Genomic DNA, 5,911 nt, shown 5'->3' with positions numbered 1-5,911 from the left:
TGTCAGGGTGCGGCTGACCGATACGGGGGAAATCGCGCCGCGGTCGGGCAGGGCGGTCCAGTCCTCGGGGGCAAAGCCGCTGATCTTGTAGGGCCGGGGGTTGATCCCGGTCGACAGGTCGATCCAGTCGCCGCGCGCGCCGCCCCAGCGGGCCACCGCCGCGTCCAGCCCGCCGCCATGGTCGCGTTCCCGGATGCTGTCGGCCATGGCTCCGCCCGTGTCAGTTGCGCCTTGCCGGCGTTTCAACCGGATTTGTCACGAAATCGCAAGGCGCACGGCCGGTGCACGGCGCCGCGACTTCGACGTTAAGGATTTATTAACCGATTAAGCGCATCACGGTGGCGGGAGGATGCACGGCCAAGGCACACTATGAGCAAAGCAACCGCTTACGGGGGCCGCGTGACACCTATGAACGTGCTCATTGTCGAAAGCAAGCCAGAGCTTGGGGCGCTATGGCGACGCCACCTGGAGCGTCAGGGCGTCACCGTGATCCTGGCGCAAGGGCAGGAGGGCGCCATCGAGGCGCTGCGCGACCATGATTTTCAGATCATGGTGCTGGATCTGGTGCTCGGCGACGGCAGCGCGCTGGCCGTTGCCGATTTTGCCAGCTACCGCCGCCCCGAGGCGCGGGTGATCTTCGTCACCAATACCAGCTTCTTCTCGGATGGCTCGATCTTTGCCCACAGCCCGAACGCCTGCGCCTATATCCAAAGCGAAACGCCGCCCGAAGACCTGGCGGCGATGATCGAACATTACGCCGCGCTGCGCTGATCGCGCCCATGCGGCGCGTCGTAATCCAGCACCGGGTTGATCGGGATGATCCGGTGCGGGTTAATCGTCTCGTGGCTATAGTGATAATGCCGCACGATATGGTCCAGGTTGACGGTGCCGGCAATGCCCGGCCACTGGTACAGCTCGCGGGTATAGGCCCAGAGGTTGGGATAATCGACAATCCGCCGCCGGTTGCATTTGAAATGCAGATGATAAACCGGGTCAAAGCGGATCAGCGTCGGAAACAGCCGCCAATCCGCCTCGGTCACCCGCGCCCCCATCAGATAGCGGCGCTGGGCCAGCCGCGCCTCCAGCCAGTCCAGCGAGTCGAACAGTTCGGCCACCGCCTCGTCATAGGCCTCCTGCGTGGTGGCAAAGCCGGCGCGGTACACGCCGTTATTGACCGTCCGGTAGATCCGGTCATTCACCGGCTCGATCTCGGCGCGCAGCGCCTGGGGCCAGTAATCCTCGTCATTGCCGGTCAGCCCGTCGAAGGCCGCATTGAACATGCGGATGATTTCCGAACTTTCATTCGAGACGATGGTGTTTTGTTGCTTGTCCCACAGGATCGGCACCGTTGCCCGCCCGGTCATCTGCGGGCTGGCCTTCTGATAGACCTGGTGCAGGTAATCCAGCCCGAACAGCGCGTCGCCGGTGGCGCCTTCAAATCCGGTGGCAAAGCTCCAGCCTTTGTCCAGCATGTCGGGATGAACCACGCTGACGGAAATATGCGGCGCCAGCCCCTTCAGCGCCCGGAAGATCAGCGTGCGATGCGCCCAGGGGCAGGCATAGCTGACATAGAGGTGATAACGCCCCGATTCGGCGGCAAAGCCGCCGCTTCCCGAGGGGCCGGCGCTGCCATCCGCGGTGACCCAGTTGCGAAACTCCGCATCGGCGCGCACAAATTTCCCGCCCGAGGCTTTGGTGTCATACCATTGGTCGTGCCAGACGCCGTCGATCAAAAGGCCCATGGTGTCAGTCTCCTTCGCTGGTTCACCTTGAAAACCTAGCACGCCGGCGGCCAGGTCCCATCCCCAGCCGCCGCGCAGGCCCTCCGCATCCCTGCACAACCGAACCGGCGCGCCCGGCTGGAAACAGGCTGTCACCAAGTCTTGTCTTGATTTTGCCCGGACTTACGCCATCGTCGAATTACTGCCTGGGAGAACTGCCATGACGACCTTTGTCTCCAAAGAGGTGCAGGACGGCCTTGCCGCCGCCCGCATCGCAAGTCTGCGCAAGGCCAGCCGCCTGCGGGTTCATGCCGATGGCGAGGTCTTTCCGGTGCTGTATTTATGGCATGACGGCTTCGCGGTCGAAGCCGACGCCGCCCAGCCGCTGCGCGGTCTGGTCGACCTCTATGATGGGGCGCGGCATCTCTATCAATGCCTGATCGTGGCCTCGGAATTCGACAATGGCGAGATGCGCTATGAATTCAAACGCTCGACCCAGGCCAGCGACCATGCGCCACTGGATTTCTACCGCGATCCGCAAAGCCCGATTGCGCTGTTGCCACGCTGAGCGTTCGCCCTGGTAACGGTCTGATAAATAATAGAAAAACGTGAATGTTTCGTGTGCGAAACATTCACGCCCTAAGCCGTTGATTTGCCGTCGCGCGCGATTCGTCAGCCGCGCGCGGGCAAATTCCATCGATGGAATTTGCCAAAATCTATTGATAGATTTTGCCCCGCTACTGCAGATCGCCAAAGGCGCGCTGCATCCGCGCGCAGGCCTCCTCGACCCGCGCCCGCGGCGTCGCCAGGTTGAATCGCATGAAGTCGCGGCCGCCCTCGCCGAAGGTCTGGCCGTAATTCACCGCGATCTGCGCCTCTTCCAGGATGCGCCGCTTGATCTCGGCCTCTTCCATGCCGGTGCCGGAAAAATCCACCCAGGCCAGGTAGGTACCCTCCAGCCGCATCGAGCGCAGCCCCGGGATCGCGTCGATCGCCGCGTCGAACAGCGCGCGATTGCCGTCCAGATAGGCCATCAGCGCATCGACCCAGGCCGCGCCCTCGGGCGAATAGGCGGCCGTCGCCATGTGCAGGCCGAAGGCGTTGGGCGAAATCCCCAGCCCGGCCATCACCTTGCCAAAGCGGTCGCGCAGCGCCGGATCGGGGATGATCACATTGCCCAGATGCGCCCCGGCGATGTTGAAGGTCTTGGTGGTCGCCGTCATCATCACCAGCCGGTCGCCGATCTCGGGTGCGGCACAGGCCATCGGGATATGGGTCTGACCGGGAAACACCAGGTCGCCATGGATCTCGTCCGAAACCAGGATCAGGTCGTGGCGCTTGGCAAAGGCGGCCAGCGCCGTCAGCTCTTCCTGCGTCCAGACCCGGCCGCCGGGATTATGCGGCGAACACAACACCAGCATTTTCTCGCTGCCGGTCATCATCGCGTCATAGGCGTCGAAATCCATTTCATACCGCCCGTCGCGATTGACCAGCGGGCATTGCACAACCTCGCGCCCCGAGGCCTCGATCACCCGGAAAAACGCGTGATAGACCGGGGTGAACAGTACCACGCCATCGCCCGGCGCGGTGAAGGCCTCGATGCACAGCGCGGTGCCATTGACCAGCCCGTGGGTGGTAAAGATCCAGGACGGGTCCACCTCCCAATTGTTGCGGGTGCGGTGCCACCAGGTGATCGCCTCCAGATAGGCGCGGTCATCGCCGAAATACCCGTAGATGCCGACATCCAGCATATCCTGCACCGCCTTGGTGACGCAGGCGGGCGGGCGGAAATCCATATCCGCCACCCACATCGGGAGGCCATCGGCGGGCGAGACGCCGTACAGCGCCTCCATCTTGTCCCACTTGGCGGAATGGGTGCCGCGCCGGTCGATCAGTTCGTCAAAATCGGGGAGGTTCGCTGTCAGTGTCATTCCAGATCCTTCGGTTGCGGGCAAGCTAGCCGGATCGCCAGCAGGGGCAAGGGGAACGTTGCGGTTGCTGGACGGATTGCTTAAATCGGATCCATGAAGCGAAACATTGTCATCCATCCCGATCCGCGGCTCAGAAAGCTGTGCCCGCCCGTCCCGGATATCACCGATGAATTGCGGGCGCTGGCAAGCGACATGCTGGAAACCATGTATGACGCGCCGGGCATCGGCCTGGCGGCGCCGCAGGTCGGGGTGCTGCAACGGCTGATCGTGCTGGATTGCGAAAAGGATGACGGCGCCACGCCGCGCCCAATGGTGATGTTCAACCCCGAGGTCACCGCCGCCTCGGAAGAAACCGGCAGCTACGAGGAAGGCTGCCTGTCGATCCCGGAACATTATGCCGAGGTGACCCGCCCGAAACAGGTCGAGGTCAGCTGGCTGGACGAAAACGGCAAGCTGCACAGCGAAGGCTTTGACGGGCTTTGGGCCACCTGCGTGCAGCACGAGATCGACCATCTGAACGGCAAGCTGTTCATCGACTATCTCGGCCCGATGAAGCGGCAGATGATCACCCGCAAGATGCAGAAGCTCAAGCGCGAAAAGGCGCGCGCCTGAGTGGCGGTTCTTCCCATCGTCACCTGGCCCGACCCGCGCCTGTCGCAGCGCTGCGACCCGGTCGAGTCGGTTGCGGCGGTGCAAACTCTGATCGGCGATATGTTCGACACCATGTATGCCGCACCGGGCCGCGGCCTGGCCGCGCCGCAGGTGGGGGCGATGCTGCGGCTGTTCGTGATGGATTGCACCTGGAAAGAGGGCGAAAACAGCCCCTTCGCGATGATCAACCCGGTAATCATGGCGGCCGAGAAACGCTATGAGGTGATGGAGGAGGGCTGCCTGTCGATCCCCGGACTCATGGTTCCGGTGGAACGCCCCGTGGCGGTCACGCTGCAATGGACCTCGGAAACCGGCGAGATTCACATGAACGATTTTGACGGTTTCGAGGCGCGCTGCATCCAGCATGAATTCGACCACCTCAATGGGGTGGTGACGCTGGACCATGTCGCGCCCGACCAGCGCGCCGGGTTTGAGACCGCCTATCGCGGTGCCGCAACATGACCGTGCGGCCCTGCCTGCCCTGGCCCGACAAACGCCTGCGCAGCCCGGCCGCCCCGGTCGAGGTGATCACCGACGAGATCCGCACGATCTGGCAGGACATGATCGACACCATGGAGGCGATGCCCGGCGTCGGCCTGGCCGCACCGCAGATCGGCGTGATGCTGCGCCTGGCGGTGGTCGATGCCTCGACGGAACGCGGCAAGGCGATCCGGCTGGCCAATCCCGAGATCCTGCACGCCTCGGTCGAGCCGCGTCAGCATGAAGAGGCCAGCCCCAACCTGCCCGGCGTCTCGGCCAAGATCACCCGCCCGCGCGCGGTGACGGTGCGCTATCTCGATGCCGACGGCGCCCTGACGGAACGCGATTTCGTCGGGCTGGCAGCCACCAGCGTGCAGCACCAGATCGACCATCTGAACGGGCGGATGTATTTCGACCGCCTGTCCAAGGTCAAACGCGACATGCTGTTGCGCCGCGCGCGCAAGTTCAACTGACCGGGCAGGACCCAGCCATGACCACCGATACCGCCGTTTCCGATTTCATCCGCTTCGAACAGCACGAGGTCGGGCAGGTGCGCGAATTCGGCGCCTATCAGGTGACCGAGGCGGAGATCATCGAATTCGCCGGCAAATACGACCCGCAATTTTTCCATCTCGACCGCGAGGCGGCCAAGGAATCGCTGTTCGGCGGGCTCTGTGCCAGCGGCTGGCATACCTGCGCCATGACCATGGCGATGCTGGTCGAGGACATGAAGCCGCGCGGCCGCTCGCTGGGTTCGCCCGGAATCGACGCGCTGCGCTGGCGCAAGCCGGTCTATCCCGGCGATGTGCTCTCGGTGCGGACCGAGGTGGTCGAACTGCGCGCCTCGAAAAGCCGCCCGGAGATCGGCATCGTGGTCAGCCAGGTCGCGGTGCGCAACCAGGACGGGGTGACGGTGATGGAGTTCCTCTCCAACGGCATCTTCCCGCGCCAGGCCGGCTGAGGCGGCGGCGATGCGGGTTGTTTTCATGGGCACGCCCGAGTTCTCGGTGCCGGTGCTGGACGCGCTGGTCGAGGCCGGGCACGAGGTCGCCTGCGTGTATTGCCAGCCGCCGCGCCCCGCCGGACGCGGCAAGAAGGACCGCCCGTCGCCGGTGCAGGCCCGCGCCG

Annotated in this window: 8 protein-coding genes and 2 pseudogenes; 7 read left to right on the top strand and 3 right to left on the bottom strand. The window is 64.1% G+C overall.

Annotated elements, in window-relative coordinates:
* Window positions 1–207: pseudogene (locus CVM52_RS22885) on the bottom strand (hypothetical protein); the annotation flags it as partial.
* 201 nt (window positions 208–408) lie between these two features.
* Between CVM52_RS22885 and CVM52_RS22880 the strand changes: the two are divergent.
* Window positions 409–771 carry a response regulator transcription factor gene (locus tag CVM52_RS22880; RefSeq protein ID WP_100164669.1) on the top strand — a complete coding sequence of 121 codons (363 nt, stop codon included), beginning with the start codon at window positions 409–411 and terminating at the stop codon, window positions 769–771.
* Here the strand turns inward: CVM52_RS22880 and CVM52_RS22875 are convergent.
* Entirely contained in the window at window positions 753–1,742 is a 990-nt protein-coding gene (locus tag CVM52_RS22875) for a glutathione S-transferase family protein (protein WP_100164668.1), read from the bottom strand. The two genes, CVM52_RS22880 and CVM52_RS22875, sit on opposite strands and share 19 nt — an antisense overlap.
* A gap of 199 nt (window positions 1,743–1,941) precedes the next feature.
* Between CVM52_RS22875 and CVM52_RS22870 the strand changes: the two genes are divergently transcribed.
* Window positions 1,942–2,289, top strand: a complete 348-nt coding sequence (locus tag CVM52_RS22870; RefSeq protein ID WP_100164667.1) for a hypothetical protein — start codon at window positions 1,942–1,944, stop codon at window positions 2,287–2,289.
* Between the two features lie 169 nt (window positions 2,290–2,458).
* Here CVM52_RS22870 and CVM52_RS22865 read toward each other — a convergent pair whose 3' ends face one another.
* The gene (locus tag CVM52_RS22865; RefSeq protein ID WP_100164666.1) at window positions 2,459–3,652 is read right to left on the bottom strand and encodes a MalY/PatB family protein; all 1,194 of its coding nucleotides are present in this window, start codon (window positions 3,650–3,652) and stop codon (window positions 2,459–2,461) included.
* Window positions 3,653–3,745: 93 nt separating this feature from the next.
* On the opposite strand from CVM52_RS22865, the gene def (CVM52_RS22860) reads away from it, so the two are divergent.
* The 5 genes and pseudogenes from def (CVM52_RS22860) to CVM52_RS27815 form a co-directional block, all read left to right on the top strand.
* Complete coding sequence (gene def / locus CVM52_RS22860) at window positions 3,746–4,264, top strand: peptide deformylase (RefSeq protein WP_100164665.1); 519 nt, start codon at window positions 3,746–3,748, stop codon at window positions 4,262–4,264.
* Complete coding sequence (gene def, locus CVM52_RS22855) at window positions 4,265–4,765, top strand: peptide deformylase (RefSeq protein WP_100164664.1); 501 nt, start codon at window positions 4,265–4,267, stop codon at window positions 4,763–4,765.
* The gene (gene def, locus CVM52_RS22850; protein WP_100164663.1) at window positions 4,762–5,256 is read left to right on the top strand and encodes a peptide deformylase; all 495 of its coding nucleotides are present in this window, start codon (window positions 4,762–4,764) and stop codon (window positions 5,254–5,256) included. The genes def (CVM52_RS22855) and def (CVM52_RS22850) overlap by 4 nt, the downstream gene beginning before the upstream one ends.
* A 17-nt stretch (window positions 5,257–5,273) precedes the next feature.
* Window positions 5,274–5,744, top strand: coding sequence for a MaoC family dehydratase (locus CVM52_RS22845; protein WP_100164662.1), 471 nt, complete (start codon window positions 5,274–5,276; stop codon window positions 5,742–5,744).
* A gap of 10 nt (window positions 5,745–5,754) precedes the next feature.
* Window positions 5,755–5,911, top strand: a pseudogene (locus CVM52_RS27815) (methionyl-tRNA formyltransferase); the annotation flags it as partial.

Source organism: Pseudooceanicola lipolyticus, assembly GCF_002786325.1.
Taxonomy (GTDB): domain Bacteria; phylum Pseudomonadota; class Alphaproteobacteria; order Rhodobacterales; family Rhodobacteraceae; genus Pseudooceanicola_C; species Pseudooceanicola_C lipolyticus.
This window is presented reverse-complemented; position numbering and strand designations above follow the sequence as displayed.

What these genes read in the sequence shown, in the direction of transcription:
- CVM52_RS22880 (WP_100164669.1), top strand. Translation starts at nt 409, where the DNA reads ATGAACGTGCTCATTGTCGAAAGCAAGCCAGAGCTTGGGGCGCTATGG.
- CVM52_RS22875 (WP_100164668.1), bottom strand. Translation starts at nt 1,742, where the DNA reads ATGGGCCTTTTGATCGACGGCGTCTGGCACGACCAATGGTATGACACC.
- CVM52_RS22870 (WP_100164667.1), top strand. Translation starts at nt 1,942, where the DNA reads ATGACGACCTTTGTCTCCAAAGAGGTGCAGGACGGCCTTGCCGCCGCC.
- CVM52_RS22865 (WP_100164666.1), bottom strand. Translation starts at nt 3,652, where the DNA reads ATGACACTGACAGCGAACCTCCCCGATTTTGACGAACTGATCGACCGG.
- def (WP_100164665.1), top strand. Translation starts at nt 3,746, where the DNA reads ATGAAGCGAAACATTGTCATCCATCCCGATCCGCGGCTCAGAAAGCTG.
- def (WP_100164663.1), top strand. Translation starts at nt 4,762, where the DNA reads ATGACCGTGCGGCCCTGCCTGCCCTGGCCCGACAAACGCCTGCGCAGC.
- CVM52_RS22845 (WP_100164662.1), top strand. Translation starts at nt 5,274, where the DNA reads ATGACCACCGATACCGCCGTTTCCGATTTCATCCGCTTCGAACAGCAC.